Genomic DNA, 26,840 nt, shown 5'->3' with positions numbered 1-26,840 from the left:
GGAGACTGAGATGCTTGACGCAAGCCCAACCAAAAATGTCACCTTCAACCTGAATGGAGACGACGTCACTGTGCCCGAGGGCACGACAATCTGGGAAGCGGCCAACGGTCGCGGCCTGGTCATTCCACATCTGTGCCACAAACCACAACCGGGCTATCGCCCAGACGGAAATTGCCGCGCCTGCATGGTGGAAGTGGAGGGAGAGCGCACACTGGTCGCCTCATGTGTTCGTCCTGCGGCAGAAGGTATGGTGGTCAAAACCGACACTGATCGCGCCGAAAAATCCCGTGCGATGGTGATGGAACTTTTGGTCTCTGACCAGCCAGAGGTCACCCACGACAAATCCAGCCACTTTTGGGACATGGCCGAATTGACGGATGTCAGCGAAAGCCGGTTCCCGGCGAAAGAACCAGAGATAATCCCGCTGTTGGATGACAGTCATGTGGCAATGCGCGTGAATCTTGACGCCTGCATCAACTGTAACCTTTGTGTCCGTGCGTGCCGGGAAGTGCAAGTGAACGATGTGATCGGCATGGCTGGCCGCGGTCATACTTCGCAGGTGGTGTTCGACCAGAATGACCCAATGGGCGACTCGACCTGCGTGGCGTGCGGTGAATGTGTGCAAGCCTGTCCGACTGGCGCGCTGATGCCTGCAACTGTGCTGGATGAGAAACAAGAGGGCGATAGCAAAGACTATGACAGCGAAACTGAAAGTGTCTGCCCGTTTTGCGGCGTGGGATGCAAGGTCTCGTTGAAGGTCAAAGACGGCAAGGTAAAATATGTTGAGGGCATTAATGGGCCTGCTAACGAAGGCCGCCTGTGCGTCAAAGGTCGCTTTGGTTTTGATTATATCCATCACCCACATCGTCTGACCAAGCCACTAATCCGGCGCGAAGACGCGCCGGCCAAGGGGCTAAACGTTGATCCGGGTGATCTGTCGACCCATTTCCGCGAAGCGACCTGGGAAGAAGCGATGGATTTGGCTGCTAGCAAGCTGATGGCCCTGCGTGACGAAGATCCGCGCAGCGTTGCGGGCTTTGGCTCCGCCAAATGCACCAACGAAGAAGCCTATTTGTTTCAAAAGTTGATCCGCCAGGGTTTCGGCCACAACAACGTGGACCATTGTACCCGCTTGTGTCACGCCTCTTCGGTCGCGGCACTAATTGAAAACGTGGGTTCGGGCGCAGTAACAGCGACCTTTAATGAAATCGAAAACGCAGATGTGGCGATAATCATCGGGGCCAATCCCATCGAGAACCACCCGGTCGCCGCCACCTATTTCAAACAGTTTGCCAAACGCGGCGGCAAACTGATCGTGATGGACCCACGCGGAGTTGGTATGCGTAAATTCGCGACAGAAATGCTGCAATTCCGTCCGGGTGCAGACGTTTCGATGCTCAACGCTATCATGAACGTGATCGTTGAGGAGGAGTTGTACGACAGCCAATACATCCATCGTTGGACCGAGAACTGGGAGGCAGAAAAAGAACATCTGCGCCAGTTTACGCCAGAGGCCATGTCGCAGATCTGTGGTATCGAACCCGATCAACTGCGCCGTGTTGCCCGCACTTTTGCTCAGGCCAAGGCGGGGCTGATTTTCTGGGGGATGGGAGTCAGCCAGCACATACATGGCACAGACAACTCGCGCTGCCTGATCAGCCTTGCACTTATGACCGGTAATGTGGGCAAGTCTGGCGCTGGGTTGCACCCGCTACGCGGTCAGAACAACGTTCAGGGGGCGTCGGATGCGGGGCTTATCCCGATGTTTCTGCCAGATTACAAAACAGTAACAGACGACAATATCCGGGCTCAGTTTACCAAAGTCTGGGGCTCCGATGACTTCTCGAACGAAAAGGGTTTGACTGTCACGGAAATCATCGACCAGATTTACGCGCGGAATATCAAAGGCATGTATATTCTGGGTGAAAATCCGGCAATGTCCGATCCGGATGTGAATCATGCCCGCGAAGCGTTGGCCAAGCTGGACTTGATGATTGTGCAGGACATCTTCCTGACCGAAACGGCGAACTATGCCGATATCATTCTACCTGCCTCGGCGCTTTATGAGAAAAACGGCACCGTTTCGAACACAAACCGCCAGGTGCAGCGGGTGCGCCCCGCTGTCACTCCTCCGGGTGAGGCGCGCGAGGATTGGAAGATCACAGTCGAACTTGCCCAACGGATTGGGTTGAAATGGGATTACTCAGACGTGTCTCAGGTCTTTGCCGAGATGAAGCTGACGATGGGGTCACTCGACAACATAACTTGGGAACGTTTGGAGTCCGAGACGATTACGTACCCGTCACTGAGTGAAACCGATCCGGGGCAGTCAATTGTTTTCGGCGATGGTTTCCCGCGCGCTGACGGCAGGGCGAAATTCACCCCAGCCAGTGTTATCCCACCCGATGAAGCACCGGATGACGAATATCCGATGATCGCAACCACCGGTCGTCAATTGGAGCATTGGCATACTGGGTCGATGACCCGTCGCGCCAAGGTTTTGGACGCTGTAGAGCCCGAAGCCAACTGCTCAATGAACCCGCGTACGCTCAAGCTGATGGAGATCGAGCCCGGTGAAATGATCCGCCTTACCACACGTCGCGGTTCCATCGAGATCATGGTGCGAGCAGACCGAGCGATTGCCGAAAATATGGTGTTTATCCCGTTTGCATATGTAGAAGCGGCAGCGAACATCCTGACAAATTCGGCAACCGATCCATATGCGAAAATACCCGAGTTCAAGTTCTCTGCGATCCGGGTAGAGAAAGCCGGGGAAGCTATCGCAGCTGAGTGACGCGAATCTAATTACGAATCAATCTGAAGGCGATTCAATTTGAATCGCCTTTTTTCGATTCTTTCCCAAGAATAATTCAAATTTTTCGAAAAATGAGGAGAGGCTGAAAATGATTTAATGCCATGACAATAAACGATAAAACTACAAATTTCGTATGCTATAGGTACGAAAAAAATTCTTTCAATAGGCAGAGGAAATTAAATTCAATTGGGGTTAAAAAGTGTGACTTTTGGACAGCAATTTCGAATTTAAATACTCGCATAAGTAATTTAAGAATCTACTTGAGAAAATCATCATTAATTCACAATTTGGATTACATTAATTCGAAAAATAGCCTTAAATATAAGTGTCAATGAGAGCATTAAAAAACACATTCAATTAAACTCTCGGTCGTAGAATTGAAAAACGAAGCGCTTGAAACACGTTGTCAGCGCCTATTCTTCGTGACGTACAAATTTTCAATTACAAACGATTGAGGCGGTTGCCTTGTAGGTGAAACAAAATTGGTCGAAGAGAGCGTGAGCCGAATTAGTGGCTCACTCATTCACACACTTACGGACTAAAGACATGAAAAATGTTCTCCTCGCAACAACAGCACTGATTGCGACAGCAAGCGTTGCGGCAGCAGAAGTTAAACTCAGCGGTTATGCCCGCTTTGGTATCGGTTACGCGGAAGACCGCTCGACTACCAATGATAATATTGACGATACCATTCTGGTTTCGCGGTTTCGCCTGAACATTGACGCCAACGCCGAAACCGACGCTGGTGTAAAATTCTCGGCACGCGTTCGACTGGAGGCTAATGAAGACGAAACAAACGGCAATGCCAAGAAAGCAGAGCTGAGCGGCGCGCGTTTCTCGGTAATCTACGGTGGTCTGCGTGTTGACGCTGGCAACGTATCAGGCGCAATCGACAACCTGGCAGATTATGCCGGTAACGAACCTGGCCTTGAAGCATTCATTTCGCAGAATGCAGGCGTTGATTATAAGATCCTAGCTTTTGACTCGACTAAAGCAGGCTCAAACGCTGCATTCTTTCAGTACGCAGTAGGAGATTTGGCGTTCGGTGCGTCTTACGACACCGATCCGGACAACGGTGCAGACCGCTGGGATGTCAGCGCGACCTATACCTTCAACAACGTCACCGCTGCTCTGGCCTATGGTGAAACCGAGGCAGGGGACACAGCTGGTGCTGAAGACGAAAGCTTGGCAGTTCTGACTTTGGGAGCCGAATTTGGCGACCTGTCGGGCACTCTGTTCCTGGCTGACGATGATGTTGCAAATGACGACCGGGATGGCACCGCTTACGGTTTCTCGCTGGCTTACAACATCGGCGCTGCAACCACTATCACCGCAGCGTACGGTGACGGCTCGGCTGACGATGACGAACAGCAGTACGGTGTTGGCTTCATCTATGATCTGGGAAGCGGTGCCTCGCTGCAGGGCGGTGTCGCGCATTCAGAGCGCGGTGATGAAGACGGCCGAATCCTTGCTGACTTTGGTGCACGTTTCAACTTCTAAGTTGGTCTGAGCGCTAACGATAGGGCCGGTCACAGAACCGGCCCTTTTCAGTTTAAACCAGCGCGCAGTTCAGTAGTCGCGTTCAAAAAAGACGCCAATCCCGGTCTCGCCGCGACCATCTACGGTACCGCGCACTGTGAAACTATCAGTGACGTCCAAGTTGAGATTCACCTCGGTATCCCCTTCGGTGTTTACCGTGAAATCGGTGTACAGGTTATCGCTTAGGTAAGCGCCTGCACCCAGTCGCCCTGCGCCTTCTTCTGTTGTCCCAACATCGACCGTATCAACGCCGGTGGCATCGCGCACACCCTTGGTCGCATCACCGCCAGCACCGCTAAGTTGTGCGAGTGAAGCAGCCATCTGGGCAATGACAAACGGTGAAAGCTCGGAAAACCGGTTTCCGAATAGAAGCATTGCCAGCGCCTCTTCCGTTGGGCGCTCTGGGTCGGAAAACACGTCAACCTGTGGAGAATCCAGCGGCCCGGCGATTTCGATTGTGGCTGTTCCGTCAGATGTGCTGGTTGAGGATTCAAACTCGATATATGGAGTCAGGTCGCCTTGCAACGTGACCAATCCTTTGGTCAAAGCTAAACGACGGCCAAGAATGTCAATATTTCCGCGGATCAACTCGATCTGACCAGATGGTACCACCGAAGCGGTCGTGCCGCCGATTTGAATGCGCCCACCCAGTTCCGCGTTCACGCCACGGCCCCGTACGAACACTGCCTTGGGCGCTAGTAACCCGATGTCCAGTGAAATGCGCGACGTGCTTTTGCTGGCTTTTTCGGTGACCACCAACTGCGCTCTTTCTCGGGTAACAAAGCTGGCATTGCTTTCGTTTACGTGTTCAATGTCTGGTATTGGAGCTGCTCCAACGGCTCCTGCTGCGGCTGCAAGGTTAATGTTCGTCTCACCGAAATTGATTTGGCCGGCTATCGAGCTGTTACCCGCCAACGCGCCGTTCATAACAATCTGACCGTTGAGGGTGGTTTCGTAAAGAAGCTTGTCAGTCAAAACCAGTTCGTTGATTGCGGTTGTGATCTGTGCATTGAACGGAGGTGTCAGGTTGACTGGGCCATTGACTGTAAACCCTCCTCCGGCACGAACGCCACCTTGCATCGCTATAGTAGCGCGGCTTTGATCAAGAGTGACTGAACCTCCTATCCCAGTAATTGTTTGTCCGACACCGGGTAATGCCATCGCTGTTCCCGAGGTGGTTACGGTTCCACTCAGCGCATCCAAAGCGGGGGGACCTTTGAGCGTGAGATCAAAGCTGGCGGTCCCTTCGATGGTGTTGGGTTCGATAAAACGGTTTGCGATCCCGATATTAACGCCACCTTGCATGGTCAGGTCCGCTTCGCCGCTGGCTTCATCAAAGGTTCCAGCAACGGTGCTGTTGATCTGGGCGGGGCCGTCGGCCTTGGCGTCAATAGTCCAAACGCCCGAGGCGCGACGCGCATTGCCCGTGGCGGAAATAGTACCCGGAAACTCGGGCGCAAATCGTTCGATTCTGTTCAGTTGCGCCTCAAAATCTAAATCCGCAGCACCGTCTGTTGTTACAGTCCCTTGCAGATCGGCATATGAACTTTCTGGGCCTTGCAGACGCAGGCTGCCCTCTAATCCTGAACTGGTCGGGGCGACGTTGCCGTCCAGTTTTAGCTGCCCAGAAACAATTGGCGAAACGCGCCCGATGTCATCCAAAGCTGCCGAAAAATCCAATCCCCCTGCGGTTCGATCAAGCTTGCCTGAGGCAGTTGCGGTCAGTGCAGTACCGTTCAATTTAAATGTACGGATGTCTAGACCTTGATCGTCGTTCACGGCATCTACATTCAAAGTTGTTCGCCCTTGAATAAGCGCGTCCACATTGTCGATACCTGTCTTGATGTCATCGGCCGTCACCGTGCCTTGAACGTCGAATGTTCTATCAGATTGGGCTGCTCGCCCCTGAACGTCCGCACGGACCGAACCGCTCAAATCGCGTTTGGCTAGGCCCGAGAACACAGATAGATCAGGGATGTCCACTTGGGCCTTGCCGTCAGCCGAGATATAGTTCGTTGGGTCGTCAATCGTTGCTGCGACCTGCGCCGTCAGCGCGCTTCCATTGACCGTCGCGTTGCGGATAACGACTTGGTCTTTGGTGCGCGCGCCGTCCAGTTCGATTGTAGTCCTGCCGGTCAGCAAAGGATCGATTTCTGCCAAGCCGGTTCGGACGTCATTCGAAACCGCATTCGCAGTGCCGTCAAATTCAAGTGTCTTAACCGTTCCTTTGCCGTCCACCTGAAGCTGCACAGATCCGCCTAAGTCTCGTTTGGCAAGTCCTGAAAACAAAGACAGGTTGGGGATGTCTAACTGGGCCTGGCCATCGGCAGATATATTATTGGTTAAGTCATCGATCGTGGCCGCGACTTGTGCGTTCAACGCATTCCCTTTGACCGTTGCATTACGGATAACGACTTGGTCTTTGGTGCGCGCGCCGTCCAGTTCGATTGTTGTTCTGCCGGTCAGTAAAGGATCGATTTCGGTCATCCCGGTTCGGATGTCATTCGAAACGATATTTGCGGTACCGTCGAACTCAAGCGTCTGTACCGTTCCTTTACCCTCCATCTTAACCTGCACGGATCCGCTTAGATTGCGTTTGGCAAGGCCCGAGAATATTGACAAGTCGTCCGCATTGACGTCGGCACTGCCATCAATTGTAAGGTTTCCAGCGGTTGTCGTAACAACGCCGTCAGCCTTCGCATCCAAAGTCTCGGAAGAGATTGTGAAACTGCGAATTGTTATTCCGTCCGAAGCTCTCTTGGCATCCAGAAAAATGTCAGTTTCGCCAGAGATTACCGGATCGATATCGTCCCGACCTGTGGAAAGGTTTCGACCTCCCACAGTGACTTTGCCATCAAAACTGCGCTCCAGAGGCGAACCAGCTCCTTCAACACTGATCGAGGCCATTCCGCCGAGGTCCAGTTTGGCTATTTGCGAAAACCGCGAAAGGTCATCAGCAAGTACAGTGGCAGCTCCTTCAACTTTCAAACCCGTCGACAATCCGCTGACAATTGCATCAGTTTCCAAAGAATAATCGCGGCCCAAAAGTTCAAAGCCGGATAATTTGACGGTCTGGTCGCTGCCGTAATCGAATTGCCCGTCAAGCGTAATTCGATTTCCAACCGCCGCGTTAAGTGCGGGATCAGACATATCGATCCCATCTAGCGCAACCTGAATATCCCCGTCGGCAGTCAGGCCGCCGTCTTGGGTCAGGGTTCCCTGACCAGCAATTTGCGCTCGTTGCAAATCCAATTGGGCCGCCAGCACGTCATCCGCCGTTAGGCTCAAATCCCAGAGATTACCGTTTTTAACATCGTACAACGCCGACAAGTGTGCCGCACCGACTGAAGTTTCGCCGCCACTGATTGGGAGCACTACGCGATCCCCGTCTGGTGGGGTAATTCGCCCTTGTACAGCAACCATCTGCAAGGCACCGCCTGACGCAAGACTGAACTGCCCTTCGAGCTTTAGCGCCTGTGAGGTAATTTCGATGTCGGAAATGTCCAACGCGCCGTCAGAATGGGTTCTCCCATCTACATACAGTTTTGTGTCTGTTCCGAAGAACGTATCCATCTCCTCGGCGAGAAACGGTGTGAGATCTCCTCCCAGATCGGCAGTAAACGCAATGCCGTCAGCATCGTCGTCGCTCTCCGAAGTGGCCGATCGCAACCGCACTTGACCTCCCAGGCGTTCAACACTGTCGCTGCTCAATCCGATGTCTGCGGTGAAATCGGTTAGGGGGCCGGAACCTTTGGCGGTAAGCCCCAACGGTGGGCTCCCCGGAATTCCCAACGCAGTCGAAATCAAACCGCCAGAAGCTTCTGCAACTGTCAGGTCTAGATCGATCTGGCGGGTGGAGTTCTCAAATCCAGCGACCAAGTCCACAGTGTCTCCGGCCCGGTCAAGTCGATCAATATCCAAAGTGGTGTCCAGTGCCCCGTCCGAAAGGGACAGATCGCCGTTGACTGCTAGATCTGCCGCAACTCCAATGAGCGGTTGACCTAACGAAAGCTGGTCGATGCGCAGCTCGCCGATTTCAATGGAGACGGGCAACTCCGGCAGTTGAAACGGTTCAGTCTCAGCGGATGGAGGCGGTTTTTCTTTCGTTGTGGTTCCAGGCGCTCGGGCAATATCGATTTCCTGCGCCGTAAGTGCGTTGACAGAAAAGCGGCCTCGGATCAATGCCAGCCGGTTCCAGTCCAATACCGCATTCTTGATGGTCAGCCAAACACCTTCATCGTCGGCAACGGTGATTTCCTGAATTCTAGCGCGCGAACTCAGCGCGCCTTCAAGCCCGATAACCCGAACGTTCTGATCTTCGCCGGACAAAGTATCCTGCAAAAAGCGTTCGATCATGCTGCCGCCGTCTTCATCCTGTGCCATCGACGGGATCGGTGCCGTAACAGCGACCATGCAAAGCAGCAGGGGATATCCAACGCGGCGCATCAAAACGCTTGTCCGATCCCAATGTAGAATTGCAGGCCGTCGCCGGTGTCGCCCTGAACTGGAACGGCTAGATCCACACGAAGTGGGCCAAAACCACCCAGATCATAACGGACCCCGAGACCCGCTCCAGAGTGAAACTCGGCGTCTGTACCCACAAACGAAGATGTATCAACCGCACCGTAGTCGTAAAAACCGACCAATGAAATCGCGTCGGTGATTTTTCCGCGAACCTCACCGGAAAAGCCAAGGAATGACTTTCCACCAGCCACCTCGTCCCCGATGGGGATGCCCAGGCTTTCATAAGGTTGGCCGCGAACAGTTCCGGCGCCACCTGAAAAGAACAGGAAATCTGGGGTGACACCATCGGCTGAAGGCCCAATCACCGATCCTATTTGCACGCGGCCGGCCAGTACCAAATTGCCACCTGTTCCAAAACTAGTGTAAGCGCGCCCATCAAAAGTCATCTGAAGCCCTGACTCGGTGCCTGACAATCCGGCAAAAGGCATAACCCGCGAATCCAGATAGAACCCGCGTGTCGCGCTGACTTTGCTGTCGCGTTCGTCCCACTCCGACCGGAATGGAATGATGAAATATCTGAATTTGCGCCCGTCACCGTAGGCGTCGTCAGCATCCGACCATTGAAATCCAGCCGAGGCCTCAGCATACAGGCGATCTGAAAATGTGCGTCTCGCACCGTAGGCAAGCGCCGCGATAGTAACATTGTAATTTTCTGTATTACGTCGTTCCAGAAGGGCGTTCCAAAAAGTGTTGTCGTCCGGTCCTAGCCGGTCGGGTTGATCCAGGCGTAGCCCGATGCGGCCGTCCAAATCTTCAGCCCCGCCGATATTGCGAATAGCGAATTCAAACCTCAACCGTTCGGCCCTTCGAAAAACATTCCGATGGGTCCATGTGGCCGTCAGATCCAAGCCGTCGCGCGAAGCGAGCTCGGCCCCAAAAGTTATCCGGCGAGGCGGGAGGTCCTCGAACTCGGCGTCAAAATCCAAAGTGCCATCCGGATTTGGCTCCTCGCGCTCTTTGATCGAAACAACACTGAACGTACCAGTGCGCCGCAGCCTTGTGCCCACTTTCTGAATTTCTGCTGGGGAATACACTTCACCGGTCGGAAAGCCGGCAATCTTTTCAATTGATCTGCGTCGGACTTTGGTGTCGCCCTTTATGTACATTTTCCCAAATGTCAGTCTTGGCCCCGGCGAGAGACCAATATCAGAATCCAAACGGGCCTGAGCGTGCCGGGCAATGACTCTTTCGCTTGCAACTTCGGCTTTTGCGTGGCCAACGTCCCGCCATGCCTGCACTCCAGCGGATGCAGCCTGCTGAATTGCGCCAGTGGTTGCTGTCTTGCCGGTTGCGTATTCCGCGGGTAACTCGGTTCCGGGCGTAACCGGCTCAACAACAGCTGTACCAAAGGTATAAAGAGGGCCGGGCGTAACAGTAATCGTGGCCCGATTGAACTGCGCTGGTGCCTCTAACGAGTTTATCTCGGCGGCTTCCTGACCGTCTAACTTGATGCTGACAACAGGGGCGAAATAACCCTCGTCATACATGATTTGAACAATCGTGCGATAATCGGACAAGGCGGCCGAGAGAATCTCGAGCGAGGTGTCCAGCCCGCGTGATTCAGCAGTGAAAACTGAAGACGTTTCTTCCAGCCTTGTTACCAGCGTTTCGGGGGCACCAGTTGCCGTCAGGCTGATTTCCAGCGCTGACACAACATTAGGTGCAACAGCCGCCAATGTGGCGACAAGCCAGCTTTTCAGAACGCGCCGCGGACTGCTCCCTGTAATCATCTGGCCCTGACTGCCCCAACTCGAAATCGTTATCGCCGCAGGAACTCAGGTTTTGCGGCTCGTTAAATTCAACTTAGAGCATCTGAATGCCAATAGGGAAAGGATTTATGTTCTTTAGGCAGCCGTTTTGGTCGACCCTGTGATCAGATTGTTTCGGGATTACAACCCAGCATTGCGAACCCAGCGAACAATGGCTTCGCGGTCTTCTTCTTCCATGTAGGTTACGTTGGCCGGCGGCATCGCGTGAGTAACACCCGCTTGCAGGTAAATTTGCTGTGCATTGCGGGCGATGTCAGCCTTCGTTTCAAGCAAAACACCCTTCGGAGCCCAAAGAATGCCTTCCCAAACCGGTTCTCTTGCGTGACACATCGAACATCGACCCAAAACAACGTCGTGTGCCTCATCAAATCCGTCCGCAGCAGCGAAGCGCTGTTCAAAAGGTGTGAGCGGAGTGGCCTCGGCCTCTTCCAATGGTTCATACATCGGGGCGGTCGACAGCCACATAATAGCAATGAACAGCAGTGCGGTTACAAGCCAGGTCCATGTTGGATTGCCGGATCGGGCATGACGCGTATTGAAGTAATGCCGGATTGTAACACCCATCAAGAACACCAATGCGGCAATAATCCAATTGTATTCAGTCGCGAATGCCAACGGATAATGGTTCGAAAGCATCAGGAATACGACCGGCAGGGTCAGGTAGTTGTTGTGAGTTGAGCGCAGTTTTGCGATCTTGCCGTATTTCGGATCGGGTGTGCGACCGTTTTTTAGATCGTCTACTACAATCCGTTGGTTCGGCATGATGATAAAGAATACATTTGCGGTCATGATCGTCGCCGTAAATGCACCCAGATGCAGCATCATCGCCCGACCGGTAAAAATCTGGTTATAACCCCAACCCATCGCCACCAGCAGCGCGAAAAGCAGCAGCATCAGCAGGGTCGGCCGTTCGCCCAAGCCGGATTTGCACAAGTTGTCATAGACCAGCCAACCTACAGTTAGAGAGGCTGCGGAAATAAAAATGCCTTGCCACAGGGCCAGATCAGCCTTTTGGGCATCTATCAAATAAAGCTCTCCACCTAACCAATAGACGATCATCAAAAGGGCCGCGCCGCTTAGCCATGTTGCGTAGCTTTCCCATTTGAACCAGGTGAGGTGCTCTGGCATCTTGTCAGGTGCGACTAGGTATTTCTGGATATGGTAGAAACCGCCCCCGTGTACTTGCCACTCCTCACCATCCGCCGGGCCGTTGATGTCGCGGTTAAGACCGAGGTCCAGCGCAATAAAGTAGAATGATGATCCGATCCAGGCGATGGCGGTGATGACGTGCAGCCAGCGCACACCGAACGCCATCCAGTCCCAGAAAACGGCGAAGTCGTACATGAATGAGGTCTCCGATTACTTGCAGCCACACTAGGCAAGCGGGCTTTTCTTCGGTATTCCCGCATATTGTCAAACTGTATCAAAAAAAAACGAAAAGATGTCCTATCTCGATAATATCCGCACATTTGTCAGGGTCTACGATTTGGGCAGCATGTCTGCTGCCGGGCGCGACATGCGAATTTCCCCAGCCGTTACCTCGGCGCGGATTTCTCAACTGGAAGAGCATTTGGGCGTTCGATTGTTTCAGCGCACCACACGAAACCTCACCCCTACGGAACAGGGGCGCGCCTTTTACCCCGGTGCTGTTGCAGTATTGGACGCTGTGGATGAAGCCGAAGCGCAGGTCATCCACCTGACCGAGTCACCACGTGGATCATTGTTTGTCGCAGCACCTTTGGGGGTGGGCCGTCGGCTGATAGCGCCCCATGTGCCTGACTTTCTGTCAGAATATCCGGAAATCGATGTTCGGTTACGATTGACAGATCGATCAGTCGATCTCACAACCGAAGGTCTGGACCTGGCATTTTTCATCGGTCAACCCGAAGATAGCACGCTACGTATTCGCAAAATTGCCGATTGCCAGCGACTTTTGTGCGCGGCGCCCGAGTACGTAAAGAAGCACGGAATGCCTAATTCGGGTGATGATTTGATTTCAGACAAACACGAATGTCTGAACCTGAGATTCCCCGGCGCTACAGAATTCCAATGGCTGCTGGAAACGCCAGAGGGTCCAAAAAAATTTGCTGTGACCGGGCGTTTCGAGTGTGACGATGGCGACGTTCTAACGGACTGGGCATTATCCGGGCAAGGCATTGCAATGAAACCGGCATTTGAGGTGGCCGAGCACCTCAAGGCAGGGCGGTTGGTTCCAGTGGCTTCAAAGACGCCGCCAGTGCCGGTGCAAATGGCATGCCTTTACACGCATCGCCGTCATCAGGATCCCAAGGCGCGTCTGTTCATGGACTTTATGATTGAAAGGATCAGCAAAGTTGTGCGCCAGTACGAGGATTGATGTGTTAGCTACCGCGATAGGTAGAATATCCATGGGCGGACAATAGCAGAGGGACGTGGTAATGCGACTCTGGATCGGACATGCCGAAACGGATGGGTATTTGATCGAGAAACAGCAGATCCTCGCTAACTTGGTGCGTATCGCGTAAATAGTCGCCGGCAAAAAAGATCAGTTCGTACGTTCCTGTTTTAAAGTGATCCATAGGCAGTATTGGACTGTCCGTACGCCCATCCGTGTTGGTTTGCATTTCCACCAGCTTGCTATGTGAGTTTCCGGACACTTTATACAGAGCGATTTTTAGCCCTTCTGCCGGACAGCCGCGTGCCGTATCAAGTACATGGGTCGTCAGATAACCTGCCACAGGCCTCTCCCTTTAAATTACCTTTTTGTTGGGTCCAGTTTGGAACAAACTTCAAATAATAGGAAATGCCAAAATGGACGGAAGCTGCGTTCGGTTTGATTTGATAATCGTTGTAGCTTTTATGCGGTATGGCAGTACTCAATAGATGAAAGACGGGATGGAAAACACAATGCAGGTACCGCGCTACCCTCGTGATATGATCGGATATGGAGCTAATCCGCCGGATGCGCAATGGCCAGGGGGCGCAAAATTGGCCGTTCAAATCGTGTTGAACTACGAAGAAGGCGGTGAAAACTGTATTCTGCACGGTGATGCCGCGTCTGAGGCTTTTTTGTCCGAGATTGTGGGTGCCGCGCAATGGCCGGGACAGCGCCATTGGAACATGGAGTCGATATACGAATACGGATCGCGGGCAGGTTTTTGGCGGCTGCACCGATTGATGAAGGACCTGCCGATCACAGTCTACGGTGTCGCCACGGCGCTCGCTCGATCACCGGATCAAGTGGCTGCGATGAAATCTGCTGGTTGGGAAATTGCCAGCCATGGGCTGAAATGGGTCGAACACAAGGATATGTCGGAGGAGGAAGAGCGCACACAGATCGCAGAGGCGATACAGTTGCATACCGAAGTTGTCGGGGAACGTCCGCGCGGATGGTATACCGGTCGCTGCTCTGAAAATACCGTGCGTTTGGTGGCGGAAGAAGGTGGATTTGACTATGTCGCCGACGCATACGCCGACGACTTGCCTTATTGGCTGCAAATAGCAGAGGGGCAGGATCAGCTGATTGTGCCTTACACGCTTGATTGCAACGACATGCGTTTTGCTACGCCGCAAGGATTCAATTCCGGTGACCAGTTTCTTTCTTACCTTAAAGATAGCTTTGATGCGCTTTACGAAGAAGGTGAAGCAGGGTCTCCCAAAATGCTTTCAATAGGATTGCACTGCCGCCTCATTGGACGTCCCGGTCGGGTGATGGCGCTAAAACGGTTTCTCGATTACGCGCGCGGGTATTCAGACGTTTGGTTTGCAACGCGGCAACAGATTGCGCAGCACTGGGCCAGATTACACCCACCGCACAAAGCATCGAGACCGTCACAAATGGAAAAAGCAGCATTCATGACGGCGTTCGGAGGTATTTTTGAGCACTCGGACTGGATCGCCGAGCGTGCATTCGAACTGGAGCTGGGCCCGGCACATGACACCGCGGGTGGTTTGCACAATGCGCTGTCGCGGATATTCCGCTCTGCGACCCAAGAAGAACGGCTGGGTGTTTTATTGGCGCATCCAGACCTGGCGGGCAAGCTGGCGCAAGCAAAACGGTTGACCTTGGAAAGTACTTCCGAACAGGCCTCTGCCGGATTGGACGCATTGACTGATGAGGAAAGAGCAAACTTTACCGATCTTAACCAAAAATATTCCACGAAATTTGGGTTTCCATTCATCATTGCAGTGCGGGACCACGATAAAGCCTCGATAATGCAAGCATTCTTGCGCCGAATTGAACATGATCGTGGGACGGAATTTGCCGAAGCATGTCGCCAGGTGGAGCGGATTGCCGAGTTTCGGTTAAGGGATGTCTTGCCATCATGAATTGTCAGATCGAAATTGAACCAATTACGGTTCAAGCTTTTGCGCCATTTGGCGACCTGATTGATCACGCAGGTCAACCAGATAAGATTATCAATCAAGGGCTATGCGGTCGTTATCATGACCGCGCGATATTGGATTTCGCTGATGGGCGCCCGGGGATTAGCTTGTTTAACGCCATTCCCCGTGAATTGCCTTACAAGCTCGAAATGGTTGAGCGTCATCCTGATGGGAGCCAAGCGTTTATCCCAATGACCGAAAACCCTTTTCTAGTAATTGTTGCCCCGGACGAAGATGGTAAGCCCGGGCGTCCCCACGCTTTTTTGACGAACCCGGGGCAGGTCGTGAATTATCATCGGGGTACATGGCACGGTGTGCTTACCCCGCTGCATGAACCGGGCTTGTTCGCAGTGATGGATCGCATCGGCAAGGGTGACAATCTGGAAGAACACTGGTTTGCTTCGCCGTACGAGGTGGTGCAGGCTTGAACTATACCGCTTTTGTCGGGTCCAATCTGTCCACGTGGTCGCGAGATGTTGGTTCAATCCAAAGTCAGCTTGCTGCCATCAGTCGGGCGACGTCCAGCATACGCGCGGAAAATCCCCATTCGTTGTCGTACCAACCGAATAACCTTATTTGATGCTCACCAACCATCCGCGTTTCAGGTCCAGCCAAAACAAGCGATTCCGGTCTTGTTCGCAAGTCCGACGAAACCAATGGCATATCTGTCCAGCCGAGAACTGAAGAGTCTTGAACTCTTTGTTGTAAGGCGGCGATGAACTCATTGAAACTCATAGCGCGTTCCAAAGACACGACCAGATCCACTGCGGAAACGCTGGCTGTTGGAACGCGGACTGCCGCTCCTGAAATGCGGCCTTTCAGATGCGGCAGGACGACATTGATAAGATCTGTCGCGCTGGAGGTTGTGGGAACCATGGAAAGCGCTCCGGCACGGGAGCGTGCGAGATCACCCCGCGGCGCGTCGACCATTGGCTGACTATTCGTATAACAGTGAATCGTCGTCATATGCGCCGTTGAAACGCCTCCGATCGTATCCAGCAATTTGACCAGAGGTGCCAGCCCATTGGTGGTGCAGGAAGCGTTGGACACTATGCGCGCTGTCCCCAGCTGATCTTCATTGGCACCCAAAACGATCGTCACTTCTGCAGCGGGAGAGGGGCCAGAAATCAATACCTTACCCGCCCCAGCACTCAACCCGCGTCGAGCCACATCCGAAGTGCGAGCGATACCGGTACAGTCCAGTAGAACGTCGACACCACTTAGGTCCACATTCGCCAAATCGGTGCTGTGTGTCATGGGGATTGACTGCCCGTCCACGTGCAGATTGCTATCTTTGTGCACTACGTTTCCGGGGTAGGGGCCAAATGTACTGTCGTATTTGAATAGATAGGAGCAGGTTTCAATTGGGGCGATATCGTTTATTAAAACCAGTTCGATATCGGTGTTCTGCGGCTTGGTAAGTACCTGCCGCAAAATCGTGCGGCCGATACGGCCGAATCCATTGATCGCGAGTTTCATTCGCAAGCTATGGCAGGCGGATCAAGGGACCTCAATGCCTGAAGATTGCGATTTTAGCTGCAGCTTACCTGTGAGAAGAATTGACCAGACATATTCTGATACATGCTGGAGTAAATCACCTTGCAGCCGGTTGCTTGTTGGATTGCCGCCATAGCCTGAATAGTACGAAGACGCGGAGGAGGCCCGAACGGGTTAAGGTTATTATTATCGCGGGTAGCGCGATAAATTACCGGCTCTTCCGACACCTGAGTAACCGCCCAAGTGCGGCTCATAACAAACACCGATTTGGTTTCTTCCTTGGCTGCAACCGGAGTTGCGTCGAGGGCAGTAAGGCCAACAAAACCCACAATGGCCAAAATCGTTCCGCGCAGTAACATGGAAATTCTCCAGTGCTGAAATTCTGGTCGTATTTCAACAGATTCAGCAGCTTCTGTGAAGCCCTAAGCTGGAGCAAGGCAGTGCGCTTTCAGCGATTGGATAACTTCAGTGGCATATGTCGGTTCACATCCTTGTAAAGCAGATAACGAAACCGACCGGGTCCTCCGACATAGCAAGCTTGCGGGCAGAACGCGCGCAACCACATATAATCACCCGCTTCGACCTCGACCCAATCCTGATTAAGGCGGTAAACTGCTTTTCCTTCAAGCACATACAGGCCGTGTTCCATCACATGGGTTTCGGCAAATGGGATAACACCACCGGGTTCGAAATTTACGATATTTACATGCATGTCATGTCGCAAATCCAGTGGGTCAGCGAAACGGGTTGTGGACCAGCGCCCATCAGTATCAGGCATTTCATTGGGAGTTATGTCATTCTCGTTCGTAATGATTGCCTCGGGAGACGGTAGGCCAGGAACGGCTTCGTACGCCTTGCGCACCCAATGAAAACGAGCAACCGTGTCGCCGGAATTGCGCAGGGTCCATTCGGATTCTGGAGGGATATAGGCGTAGCCTCCGGTTTCCAGTACGTGCATTTGCCCAGATAGCGTCAGTGTTACCGAACCTTCGACAACAAACAATACAGCTTGTGCGCTAGGGTCAGTCTCAGGGTGATTGCTCCCACCGCCCGGCTGAACTTCCATGATATATTGGGAAAAGCTCTCGGCGAACCCGCTGAGAGGGCGGGAGAGAACCCAAAGTCGCGTTTGATCCCAAAAAGGCAGATGGCTGGTGACGATGTCCCGCATGGTCCCTTTTGGGATCACTGCATAAGCCTCTGTAAACATGGCGCGATCAGTCAAAAGTTGATCTTGGCCCGGATGCCCGCCAGTTGGCGCGAAGTAGTTTGATTTTGCCATCAGATGCCTCTGGTTGGTGGTTCGGGCACTATGCGAAGAAAGACCTCATAGTCCTAGCGTTGGCCTTCCAATAGGAATGTTCTGAAAATTTTGAAGATATGGCGGCGGGTATTGGCCCAGTGCGAGACGAGGTATAGTGTTGATCCCAATGATTTTCAGCTTTGCGAGGCTATCATGAAGGCTTTTGGTTCTATTGCTTTGGCTGCTGCCGTCACTTTGGGACTAGGAGGAGTTGTTTTGGCAAAACCGCTTTCCCGCATAATTTCAGAGACGGGTTTGAGTCCAGAGGACTTCGAAGTGCTAAGCGCAACATCTGATTCGATGTTAGCCAGTGGTACGCCCAGAGCAGGAAAGGAACGTGAATGGATCAACGAAAGCACTGGTTCAAAGGGCACAATTCGCGTCCTCGAAGTGCGCGACAATTGTGCGAGCCTTCAGCACTTCATTCGCCCCGCAGGAGTGAGCCAAACTAGGCAGATCAGAACCCGCAGATGCCGTGATGCAAACGGCAACTGGATTCTCACCCCGTAAAGCTCTTTTTCTTTAATATCCTCTTTCTCGATCGACTTCGTGCAATATTGGTTTGCCGGAACTCAACCGTTGAAAGTTTTCTGCCACATCAGCCAGTGCCTCGCCGAGATGCCAGCCTGATACATGCGGTGTTATTGTAACGTTGGGATGTCGCCAAAGCGGGCTTGAAGCAGGCAGTGGCTCTTCGCTTGTGACATCCAGAACGGCGTGGCTCAAATTTCCGTTGTTTAATGCGGTCACAAGGGCGATCTCATCAATCAGGTCACCCCGGCCTGCATTCAGCAATTGGCTGCCGGGATTTATCTTCGACAGCATTTCTTCATCGAACAAACCGCTGGTCAGAGGGGTGGACGGCAGGATCGCGCAGATGTGGTCGCATTGGCCCAATAACACAGTCAGCGCATTTTCACCGTGAAGACATACGACACCTTCGATGGATTTTGGTGAACGGCTCCAGCCGATGACCTGAAAGCCAACGGCGCGAAGCATTTCCGCCGTACGCGCGCCTATGTGACCTAATCCCAGCACTCCGACCTTTGTTTCGGGTGAAAAAAGCGGCGCTTTGGGGATCCATTCTGACCGACGCTGCGCGGACTCATGAAAAGCCATGTGTCGTTGTCTGCGTAGGATATAGGCCAGAAACCATTCTGCGATACCTTGGGCAGGAGCGTCAGGCTTTAGTCGTGCAATACGAACATTCGAAGGAAGGATTGGGTTGCTTACAATCGTTTCGACCCCAGCGCCAAGTTTTTGTACCAGCTGCAAGTTCGGTAATCGGCTAGGGTGATCATCCTTTAAAGCGACCAGAGCTATCATAGTGATTTCCGACGCATCGCCAATCGTGTCAGGTGTTCTGACATCTGCGTTAGGCGCCAGACTTCGAATTTCCTCGGCGATTTCGTCATCGCTCATCCAGTCGGACAGTCCGGTTTCAATCAATAGCGCCACTATTTTGTTCCCACGCAATTAGTTTGCAATTTACGTCCCGTCACGCGGCTGGACATAGTCACGGCAGCTAAGTCATTCTCGAACCCAAGGTAAAGACCGGTTCCCTGAGCTGAGGAGAGAAGTTCATGAATATGTCGTTCGGGTTACGCGATGAAAACCGTGATCTGCTGAACCGTGTGGCGGAAATGGTCCGAGACGAAATCATGCCTTTGGAGGAAGAATATCAAGCCGAAATTAACAAAGGCGACCGTTGGCAGTACACGGAACGTCAATCAGAGATTTTGGAAAGTTTGAAAGCCAAGGCCAAAGCTGCCGGTTTGTGGAACTTTTGGCTGACTGACAGCGATAAGGGATTGGGCCTGACGACAGTAGAATACGCCTACTTTGCCGAGGAAATGGGGAAAACCCCATTGGGTGCTGAAGTGTTCAATTGCTCTGCCCCCGATACGGGAAACATGGAGGTGTTTGAGCGTTATGGAACCGAAGCCATGAAGGAAAAGTGGCTGAGACCACTTCTCAATGGTGAGATACGCTCGGCCTATCTCATGACAGAGCCGGATGTTGCTTCATCTGATGCCACCAATATCTCGATGTCCTGTGTGTGGGACGGCGAAGCTTACGTGCTGAATGGTGAGAAATGGTGGTCGTCTGGCGCGGGCGACCCACGCTGCAAAGTCTATATCGTCATGGTGAAAACCGCTGGCGAAGACCAACCCAAACACAAGCGTCAATCGATGATTGTGGTACCTGCCGACGCCCCCGGGATCGAAATTTTGCGTCCAATGGAAGTGTACGGCCACGACGATGCTCCGCACGGCCATATGCATATCAGGTTCACAGATGTAAGGGTGCCCGCTGAAAACATTCTTCTGGGTGAGGGTCGCGGGTTCGAGATAGCCCAAGGTCGCCTTGGGCCCGGACGCATTCATCATTGCATGCGGGCCATTGGGCAAGCTGAGGCGGCACTAGAACTGATGTGCAAACGTTCCCTTCAACGCGAGGCGTTTGGCAAAAAGCTGGCACAACTCGGAGCGAATTTTGACATTATCGCTGAATGCCGCATGGAAATCGAAATGGCCCGATTACTTTGCCTCAAAGCCGCATGGTACATGGATCAAGGCGATGCGCGCGCAGCTGCCCCATGGATTAGCCAGATCAAGGTCGTCGCGCCACGCGTTGCGTTAAAAGTAATTGACGAGTCAGTGCAAATGTTCGGGGCGCAAGGCATCAGTCAGGACACTTCTTTGGCTGCTGCCTGGACGCATGTGCGGACACTTAGATTGGCAGACGGCCCAGATGCCGTTCACCGCCGGCAGGTGGCCAGGGCAGAGTTAAAGAAACACACTCAGGAAAAGGTCTGAGAACGCTTCCATGAAAATCGATTCCAAACCGGCTTTTTTTCATGTCGGAGCCGATGGCGCTTTTGTGGGAAACGATCCAGCCCGCGGACCTTGGTCAGCAGAGCATTGTCATGCGGGACCCGTTTCCAGCCTGATTGCGCGGGCAGCCGAGACAGAAGTCGGGCCAGGTAAAATTTTGACCCGGTTAACAGTTGACCTGCTGCGCCCGTTACCACTGACAGGTCTTCGAGTTGTTGCAGAAACAACCCGCCACACAAAGACTTTGGCGACGACACGAGTGACAGTACATGATCTGAACGACACATTGTGCGCGACTGCGTCTACAATGCATCTTCAGAGCAGAGACTTGGGTCCGGTGCCGGACGCTCCTAACGATCCGATTCTGTTCGAAGATCTGGTCGACGGCCCGTTTCCGATTGGTGAGATGCGCCATGGTCTACCTTGTTTTGCGCACTATGCGGATGTGCAGTATCCGAAAGGAGGCAATCAGGGGGCGGGTCCAAAAACAATCTGGATGCATACCCCGGCTATTCTTGATGGCGAAACCCCTTCGCCCGTTCAGGCGCTATGCCCCCTGGCGGATTGCGGGAATGGTATTTCGTGGAACGCGCCGACAAGCGAAATGGGCTTTATGAACACGGATCTGACGGTTCAAATCCACCGTGAGCCTGTTCCGGGCTGGTTTGCATCGCAGTCTGTTTCGCATTGGCAACCGACAGGTATAGGTATGTCACAATCTGTTTTGTACGATATTAAAGGACCTGTCGGCACCGCTTTGCAAACCTTAGTGTTATTTCCGCCCGGCTAGCGTCAGTTTGCTTGTTTCTGTGTTTGCTAACGAAACGGCATTGCCGTTGGTGTGCTGGCAACCTATCTTTGCCAAATGCGTTGGTTGGCTATTACACTAACTTTCTGTTTGCCTGTTCCGGCAATGGCTCACCCTCATGTCTTTATCGACACGGGTTTGGAATTTATCGTCGATGAAACTGGTGCTCTCACTCATGTCAGGGTCACTTGGGCCTACGATGAGTTTTATTCGTTGTTGGTATTGGAAGATCTGAAGTTGGATCAGGACGCTGACGGAGTACTGAGCAAAGACGAAGAGAAGTTTTTGGCTGGCTTTGATGCGCAATGGGTAGAGGGATACAATGGTGATCTGGTGGTTCGCTCAGCCGGGCAGCCGGTGCTGCTGTCTGGCCCGCAGCAGGCCACAGCCACTACTGAGGATGGGCGGATTGTAACCACCCACCTGCGAACTGTGGAAAGCGGAAGGATTCCAGCGAATTCCCTGTCTGCTAAGGCATTTGACGAAACCTATTATACCGCTTACGAGGTTACCCGGCCTGTTGTAATATCGGGTCCTGTTTCTTGTGCTATTGAGCGCATCGAACCTGATATCGACGGGCAGCTGGCTCAGATGCAGGCATTTTTGAAAACGCTGGATGCCGATTATGATCTGGAGGAGAACGATATCCCTCTGATCGGTGAAAACTTTGCGACAGAGATTTTCGTTTCATGTCCAGATACCTGATTTTTCCGGTTGCGTTGGCCTGCGGCCTGCTGATTTGGTTCTGGGGAAGCGGTGGTTTTGATCACCTGGCAGCTTGGGCAGCGGGCGAGCAACGAGAGTTTCAGAACCAGATTGCACGATCCTTGCGGGCCGCGCGGGCCGAGCAACCACAAGCAGTCGCGACTCTGCTTACCGTGTGTTTCGCGTACGGATTTTTTCACGCGATCGGTCCTGGTCACGGCAAGGTTTTGATTGGCGGTTATGGTCTTGGCCGCCAAGTTGCTTTTTGGCGTCTGTCGGCGATCAGTGTATTGTCTAGTTTGGGGCAGGCGGTAACGGCCGTTGTGTTGGTTTATGCGGGGGTTCTAGTTTTTCAGATGTCCCGAGAAAGCCTTGTCGGCACCACTGAACAGATTATGGCGCCGATAAGTTACGGTGCCATAGCGATAATTGGCCTCTGGTTGGTAGTCCGCGCGTTGCGCAGTTTTGCCAAACGGCATCGAAGCGTGTCTGCGCACGAGGATCACCACGATCACGACCATCACCATAACCACGACCACCATGATCACGATGCTTGCTCAGAATGCGGCCATCGGCACGGCCCAAGCGTTGAAGAGGTGGCCAATGTCGGCAGCATACGCGAGGCTTTGATCCTGATCGCGGGTATCGCCGCGCGCCCCTGCACCGGTGCATTGTTCGTTCTGATCCTTACATGGCAGATGGGTATTGCGTTGGTCGGAATAGCTGGCGCGTTCGCGATGGCACTGGGGACAGCAACCGTAACAACCTTGGTTGGTTGGACTTCTTTCGGACTGCGCGGAGGGCTTTTAACGTCGGCTTCAGCCACGAGGTTTGCAGCGGTTCTTGCGCCTACTATCGAGTTGGTAGCAGGGCTTTTGATTGCGGTTATAGCTGGCGGCTTATTGCTGCGGACGTTTTGAACTACTCGAAAACTGGATCAGGATATCTGACTGCTGCAAGGTACAACCCTTGGGGCGGACAAACAGGCCCGCAAGCGGCGCGATTTTCTGCCTCAAGCGCGTCCTTTACATCCTGTGGTGACCAAGCGCCTGCTCCGACCCTTTCCAAAGTACCGACAAAGCTGCGAACTTGATTGTGCAGAAACGATCTGGCGCGAACATGGAAATGAACTTCGGGGCCAGAAAACCCCTGAACCTCTTCCACCCTTAACTCATCCAAAGTTTTTGTAGGACTGGCAGCCTGACAAATGGATGAACGGAAGGTTGTAAAGTCGTGCCGCCCAATCAGCATATCCGCTCCGGCCTGCATTGCAGCGACGTCCAGCTGGTGGTTGATCTGCCAGACCTGACCTTTGTCATGCGTCGCTGGCGCGCGCCGCATCAGGATTCGAAATAGATACTGCCGCTCAACCGCGGTAAATCTTGCGTGCCAGTCGTCAGCGACATGAACGGCTTTCAAGATGGCGACCGGATGAGGCTTTAGATGATGGTTCAATGCTTCGGATAGGCGAAACGGGTCCCAATCTTTGTTTAGATCGCAATGCGCCACCTGCCCCAATGCGTGAACACCTGCGTCGGTACGTCCAGCCGCCGCAATTGTATGTTGGCCCGGTTGAATTCGGGACAAAGCCTGTTCGATCGCGCCTTGAACAGATGGAAGCTCTTTTTGCCGCTGCCATCCGGCAAACGGTTCTCCGTTGTATTCGATTTTCAAAGCGTACCTAGGCATAAGCCGCTCGTATCGCGCGACGCGCGAGCGGGCAAGAGGCTGTAAAATCTCTGGCAAGTGCGCGATCTGCTACCTATCTTGGATGAAACGATAAATGCGGGGCGACAGCTTGGTCATTTCATCACTGGCAGACGGTCTTGTCCGAGGCGTGGAATCCATCGGCGATACCGTGTCCGAGACTTTTTTTGAGCCGGTCATCCGACTGGGGGTCACAGGTTTGGCGCGCTCGGGCAAAACAGTGTTTATCACATCCCTTGTGGCAAACCTGTTGGACCGGGGTCGAATGACGGCGCTTGCTGCCCAACAAGAAGGTCGGATCACAGCCGCATATTTGCAGCCCCAACCAGATGACACGGTGCCACGGTTTGATTACGAGTCTCATTTATCCGCGCTGACAGGGGCAAAACCATACTGGCCGGAAAGCACCCGCTCAGTGTCAGAGCTGCGTCTTTCGCTTAAGGTGCGGCCAGCCGGTCTTTTGTCAGGGTTGCAGGGGCCACGCAAGATTCACTTGGATATTGTCGATTACCCTGGCGAGTGGCTGCTGGACCTTGCGCTGTTGGAAAAATCCTATGCGGATTGGTCGAATGAAACCTGGCTACGTATCGAAAGGCGTCCGGAAGCGTCGGAATATGTTGCTGCCGCTTGCGCGTCGGATTCTGCAGCGGTCCATGACGAACCAACCGCACTAAATCTGGCCCGAAGCTTTACTGACTATCTAAACGCAGCGCGGGATTTAGGGTTTTACGACTGCACGCCAGGGCGTTTTCTTTTACCCGGTGACCTGGCCGGGTCGCCGGTTTTAACGTTCGCACCGCTACCGATTTCGGGTGTGCTGCGCCGGGGTTCTTTGGGCCGTGAGATGGAACGTAGATACGAAGCCTATAAATCGCAGGTGGTTAAACCGTTTTTTCGCGATCATTTTGCGCGGATAGATCGTCAGGTGGTATTAGTTGACGCATTGGGTGCCATACATAAGGGGCCACAGGCGGTCGAAGATATGCGTCGCGCGATGGTTGACACACTGTCTGCGTTCCGCCCCGGCCGAAATGCATGGCTCAGCAAATTACTGCTGGGTAAGCGTGTGGAGCGTATTCTATTCGCGGCTACGAAAGCTGATCATTTGCATCACCTGCAACATCCTCGTTTGACTGCGATCATTGAGGCTCTCACACGGGACGCGCGCGACAAGGCCAATTTCGCAGGGGCCGAAACGGCGGCCCTGTCCTTGGCCGCATTGCGCGCAACAACTGAGGAGATGCGCAGTCATAACGGGGTTGAGTTGCCCTGCATACGCGGGACCTTACTGGATAGCGGCAAGCAGGCGGCTTTCTATCCCGGCGAATTGCCACTAGACTCATCCCATTTGCTAGGTCTGGCGCGGGATGGTGCGAAAAACTGGTTGGGCGCAGAATATGAATTTATGAACTTTGCGCCGTCCTGTCTGTCCCTGCGTCCCGGAGATGGACCGCCCCATATCCGGCTCGACCGCGCCATGCAGTTTCTGATCGGAGACCGATTGTGACCGTTTTTCTTCGTTCTGCCCGCAGTACAGACGCAGGTGCCACCGGGGAAATATTGTACGATTTTTCCGACGAGCATGATTGGATGCCCAAATTGCATTCAGGCGCTGAAACCATCGCGTTTTGTGGAAGCATGATCGATAGGGATTGGGTGACCGTGGCTGAAAATGATAACAGGGTTGTCGGATTCCTGGCCCGTTGTGGGGTCGAAATCCACTCTCTTTATATCGAGCAAGCATTTCGCGGACAGGGGATTGGTCGCTACCTTCTTGATCACGCGAAATTGGAGCAAACGGAACTGTCGCTGTTTGCGTTTCAAGCCAATGCAGGCGCATGCCGGTTTTACGAGCGCAATGGGTTTTCAGAAGCTGCCCGAAGCGACGGGGCAGAAAATGACGAAAACCTTCCGGATGTAAAGTACGTTTGGCATAGCGGTGAGGCTAAGGATGTCTAAAGGCCCTGTACTGATCAACTTGGAGCAAGACGAACAGATTGCGGATGTCGCACAGGCTCCGCCCGTTCCCGATCTTGTGCAGCCGCAGGGACAGGCGATGCAGAGAGCAGCTCGATTAGCCGCAAGTGGCCCCTCAGTTCTGTCACGCTGGTTCTGGGGCTTGGCGCTTGCAGTAATTGGCGCGGTGGTTTCGGTTTCAGCTTGGGACTTCGCGACTTCTTTGTTGACGCGTGCCCCTGTTCTGGGCGGGATCATTTCCGTTTTGATGGGCGCACTTGTTTTGGTAGCAATTATCATTGCCTTGCGCGAACTGGCTGCGATCGCTCGGTTGTCGAAAGTAGATGAATTGCGCCGTGCCGCAGATGCGGCCATCGCCGAAGATGACTTGGCAAAGGCGCGCGAGGTCACGAACAGGTTGATCAACTTTTATAAGGGGCGTGAAGAAACTCGCTGGGGTCGCGATCGCACACAGGAACGCGTTGGCGATCAGTTCGAAGCATCTACTCTGCTGGGATTAGCCGAAGACGAAATACTTGCCCCCTTAGATGCCGCCGCCAGCAAAGAAGTTGAAGCCGCTGCGCGCCAAGTCGCTACGGTTACCGCGCTTGTACCATTGGCCCTAGCAGATGTTTTTACAGCTCTGGCCGCGTCGCTTCGAATGATCAGACGAATTGCCGAAGTCTATGGTGGAAGAGCAGGTTTTCTGGGTAGCTGGCGCCTGACACGCGCTGTTTTTGTTCATCTGGTAGCCACTGGCGCTGTTGCGGTTGGCGACGATTTGCTCGAACCTATTCTTGGCGGCTCGGTTCTAAGCAAATTGTCCCGCCGCTTTGGTGAAGGGCTTGTCAACGGTGCCCTTAGTGCGAGGGTCGGCGTCGCGGCGATGGAGGTCTGCCGCCCTTTGCCTTTCTCGGCGCGACACAGACCCTCGACTAGCGGCATAGTCAAGCGGGCGTTAAGCGGGCTGTTCTCAAAAACTTGATCCAACGCGCAATGATGGTCTAGCGTTTCC

General features: G+C 53.3%; 22 protein-coding genes. 13 read left to right on the top strand and 9 right to left on the bottom strand.

Going from position 1 to position 26,840, the window contains the following annotated elements; translation table 11 throughout:
- The first annotated feature begins 10 nt into the window (after window positions 1–10).
- The gene (gene fdhF / locus GOV45_RS02560; RefSeq protein ID WP_170473800.1) at window positions 11–2,794 is read left to right on the top strand and encodes a formate dehydrogenase subunit alpha; all 2,784 of its coding nucleotides are present in this window, start codon (window positions 11–13) and stop codon (window positions 2,792–2,794) included.
- Window positions 2,795–3,361: 567 nt separating this feature from the next.
- The gene (locus GOV45_RS02555) at window positions 3,362–4,315 is read left to right on the top strand and encodes a porin (protein ID WP_170473797.1); all 954 of its coding nucleotides are present in this window, start codon (window positions 3,362–3,364) and stop codon (window positions 4,313–4,315) included.
- Window positions 4,316–4,384: 69 nt separating this feature from the next.
- On the opposite strand, the gene GOV45_RS02550 is transcribed toward GOV45_RS02555, so the two are convergent.
- The 3 genes from GOV45_RS02550 to GOV45_RS02540 form a co-directional block, all read right to left on the bottom strand.
- Window positions 4,385–8,800 carry a translocation/assembly module TamB domain-containing protein gene (locus GOV45_RS02550; protein WP_254447885.1) on the bottom strand — a complete coding sequence of 1,472 codons (4,416 nt, stop codon included), beginning with the start codon at window positions 8,798–8,800 and terminating at the stop codon, window positions 4,385–4,387.
- The gene (locus GOV45_RS02545; RefSeq protein WP_174823564.1) at window positions 8,800–10,608 is read right to left on the bottom strand and encodes an autotransporter assembly complex protein TamA; all 1,809 of its coding nucleotides are present in this window, start codon (window positions 10,606–10,608) and stop codon (window positions 8,800–8,802) included. Before GOV45_RS02545 ends, GOV45_RS02550 begins: the two co-directional genes overlap by 1 nt.
- A gap of 159 nt (window positions 10,609–10,767) precedes the next feature.
- The gene (locus GOV45_RS02540) at window positions 10,768–11,991 is read right to left on the bottom strand and encodes a urate hydroxylase PuuD (RefSeq protein ID WP_170473794.1); all 1,224 of its coding nucleotides are present in this window, start codon (window positions 11,989–11,991) and stop codon (window positions 10,768–10,770) included.
- Window positions 11,992–12,088: 97 nt separating this feature from the next.
- Here GOV45_RS02540 and GOV45_RS02535 point away from each other — a divergent pair, with 97 nt between their 5' ends.
- Entirely contained in the window at window positions 12,089–13,003 is a 915-nt protein-coding gene (locus tag GOV45_RS02535) for a LysR family transcriptional regulator (protein ID WP_170473791.1), read from the top strand.
- Window positions 13,004–13,007: 4 nt separating this feature from the next.
- Here GOV45_RS02535 and uraH read toward each other — a convergent pair whose 3' ends face one another.
- On the bottom strand, window positions 13,008–13,364 hold the full coding sequence (gene uraH, locus GOV45_RS02530) for a hydroxyisourate hydrolase (protein WP_170473788.1): 357 nt from the start codon (window positions 13,362–13,364) through the stop codon (window positions 13,008–13,010).
- 169 nt (window positions 13,365–13,533) lie between these two features.
- Between uraH and puuE the strand changes: the two genes are divergently transcribed.
- A complete protein-coding gene (puuE, locus tag GOV45_RS02525; RefSeq protein ID WP_170475342.1) occupies window positions 13,534–14,955 on the top strand; it encodes an allantoinase PuuE in 1,422 nt (473 codons plus the stop codon).
- Window positions 14,952–15,440, top strand: coding sequence for an ureidoglycolate lyase (locus GOV45_RS02520; protein WP_170473783.1), 489 nt, complete (start codon window positions 14,952–14,954; stop codon window positions 15,438–15,440). The genes puuE and GOV45_RS02520 overlap by 4 nt, the downstream gene beginning before the upstream one ends.
- Window positions 15,441–15,504: 64 nt before the next feature.
- Here the strand turns inward: GOV45_RS02520 and GOV45_RS02515 are convergent, their stop codons facing one another.
- The 3 genes from GOV45_RS02515 to GOV45_RS02505 all read right to left on the bottom strand — a co-directional run bounded on the left by GOV45_RS02515 (window position 15,505) and on the right by GOV45_RS02505 (window position 17,791).
- The gene (locus GOV45_RS02515) at window positions 15,505–16,491 is read right to left on the bottom strand and encodes a type I glyceraldehyde-3-phosphate dehydrogenase (protein WP_170473780.1); all 987 of its coding nucleotides are present in this window, start codon (window positions 16,489–16,491) and stop codon (window positions 15,505–15,507) included.
- A gap of 53 nt (window positions 16,492–16,544) precedes the next feature.
- Window positions 16,545–16,868, bottom strand: a complete 324-nt coding sequence (locus tag GOV45_RS02510) for a hypothetical protein (protein ID WP_170473777.1) — start codon at window positions 16,866–16,868, stop codon at window positions 16,545–16,547.
- Window positions 16,869–16,957: 89 nt separating this feature from the next.
- Window positions 16,958–17,791 carry a bifunctional allantoicase/(S)-ureidoglycine aminohydrolase gene (locus tag GOV45_RS02505; protein WP_170473774.1) on the bottom strand — a complete coding sequence of 278 codons (834 nt, stop codon included), beginning with the start codon at window positions 17,789–17,791 and terminating at the stop codon, window positions 16,958–16,960.
- Window positions 17,792–17,965: 174 nt separating this feature from the next.
- Here GOV45_RS02505 and GOV45_RS02500 point away from each other — a divergent pair, with 174 nt between their 5' ends.
- Entirely contained in the window at window positions 17,966–18,322 is a 357-nt protein-coding gene (locus tag GOV45_RS02500) for a hypothetical protein (protein WP_170473771.1), read from the top strand.
- Window positions 18,323–18,334: 12 nt separating this feature from the next.
- Here GOV45_RS02500 and GOV45_RS02495 read toward each other — a convergent pair whose 3' ends face one another.
- Window positions 18,335–19,270 carry a 2-hydroxyacid dehydrogenase gene (locus GOV45_RS02495; protein WP_170473768.1) on the bottom strand — a complete coding sequence of 312 codons (936 nt, stop codon included), beginning with the start codon at window positions 19,268–19,270 and terminating at the stop codon, window positions 18,335–18,337.
- A gap of 125 nt (window positions 19,271–19,395) precedes the next feature.
- Between GOV45_RS02495 and GOV45_RS02490 the strand changes: the two genes are divergently transcribed.
- From GOV45_RS02490 to GOV45_RS02475, 4 genes are all read left to right on the top strand, one after another.
- Window positions 19,396–20,631, top strand: coding sequence for an acyl-CoA dehydrogenase family protein (locus tag GOV45_RS02490; RefSeq protein WP_170473765.1), 1,236 nt, complete (start codon window positions 19,396–19,398; stop codon window positions 20,629–20,631).
- Between the two features lie 10 nt (window positions 20,632–20,641).
- Window positions 20,642–21,439, top strand: coding sequence for a thioesterase family protein (locus GOV45_RS02485; protein ID WP_170473762.1), 798 nt, complete (start codon window positions 20,642–20,644; stop codon window positions 21,437–21,439).
- Between the two features lie 75 nt (window positions 21,440–21,514).
- Window positions 21,515–22,162 carry a DUF1007 family protein gene (locus GOV45_RS02480; RefSeq protein WP_170473760.1) on the top strand — a complete coding sequence of 216 codons (648 nt, stop codon included), beginning with the start codon at window positions 21,515–21,517 and terminating at the stop codon, window positions 22,160–22,162.
- Entirely contained in the window at window positions 22,147–23,082 is a 936-nt protein-coding gene (locus tag GOV45_RS02475) for a nickel/cobalt transporter (RefSeq protein WP_170473758.1), read from the top strand. The genes GOV45_RS02480 and GOV45_RS02475 overlap by 16 nt, the downstream gene beginning before the upstream one ends.
- A 1-nt stretch (window position 23,083) precedes the next feature.
- Here the strand turns inward: GOV45_RS02475 and truA are convergent, their stop codons facing one another.
- Window positions 23,084–23,851 (bottom strand): tRNA pseudouridine(38-40) synthase TruA, encoded by a 768-nt coding sequence (truA, locus tag GOV45_RS02470; RefSeq protein WP_170473755.1) that lies wholly within the window; start codon window positions 23,849–23,851, stop codon window positions 23,084–23,086.
- A 109-nt stretch (window positions 23,852–23,960) separates the two neighbouring features.
- Between truA and GOV45_RS02465 the strand changes: the two genes are divergently transcribed.
- From GOV45_RS02465 to GOV45_RS02455, 3 genes are read left to right on the top strand one after another with little or no spacing between them, the layout of a single operon-like run.
- A complete protein-coding gene (locus tag GOV45_RS02465; RefSeq protein ID WP_170475340.1) occupies window positions 23,961–25,376 on the top strand; it encodes a YcjX family protein in 1,416 nt (471 codons plus the stop codon).
- The gene (locus GOV45_RS02460; RefSeq protein ID WP_170473753.1) at window positions 25,373–25,828 is read left to right on the top strand and encodes a GNAT family N-acetyltransferase; all 456 of its coding nucleotides are present in this window, start codon (window positions 25,373–25,375) and stop codon (window positions 25,826–25,828) included. The genes GOV45_RS02465 and GOV45_RS02460 overlap by 4 nt, the downstream gene beginning before the upstream one ends.
- A complete protein-coding gene (locus GOV45_RS02455) occupies window positions 25,821–26,810 on the top strand; it encodes a YcjF family protein (RefSeq protein ID WP_170473750.1) in 990 nt (329 codons plus the stop codon). Before GOV45_RS02460 ends, GOV45_RS02455 begins: the two co-directional genes overlap by 8 nt.
- Window positions 26,811–26,840 lie beyond the last annotated feature (30 nt).

The sequence above is a fragment of the Ruegeria arenilitoris genome, assembly GCF_013035425.1.
GTDB lineage: Bacteria > Pseudomonadota > Alphaproteobacteria > Rhodobacterales > Rhodobacteraceae > Ruegeria > Ruegeria arenilitoris_A.
Note: the sequence above shows the minus strand (reverse complement) of the source record. Positions and strands in the feature narration are given on the sequence as shown.